Annotated in this window: 1 protein-coding gene; it reads right to left on the bottom strand. The window is 63.2% G+C overall.

Annotated features, from left to right (window positions below; all coding sequences use genetic code 11):
- The coding region (locus QMX91_RS31425) for a methyl-accepting chemotaxis protein (RefSeq protein WP_282413927.1) at positions 1-285 on the bottom strand (285 nt) is incomplete at both ends.

Below are 285 nucleotides of genomic sequence, written 5' to 3' on the forward strand. Positions count from 1 at the left end.
GATCCGACACATCCCGCACATTCAGCACGCTACTGTTGATCTCCTCGGCCACGGCACTCTGCTGCTCGGCTGCCGCTGCAATCTGCTGGTTCATCGCCTGAATCGCCGAGACGGTGCGGGTGATGCTTTCCAGTGAGCCACCGGCGCGGCGGGTCAGTTCGACGCTGCTGTCGGGCAGGCTGCGGCTGTTGTCCATGATCGTTGCCACTTGCTGGGTACCGTTCTGCAGGCCGACGATCAGCTCTTCGATCTCTTCGGTGGACTTCTGCGTGCGCTGGGCGAGGC

The sequence above is a fragment of the Pseudomonas sp. PS01299 genome (genome assembly GCF_029960145.1).
GTDB classification, from domain to species: domain Bacteria; phylum Pseudomonadota; class Gammaproteobacteria; order Pseudomonadales; family Pseudomonadaceae; genus Aquipseudomonas; species Aquipseudomonas putida_A.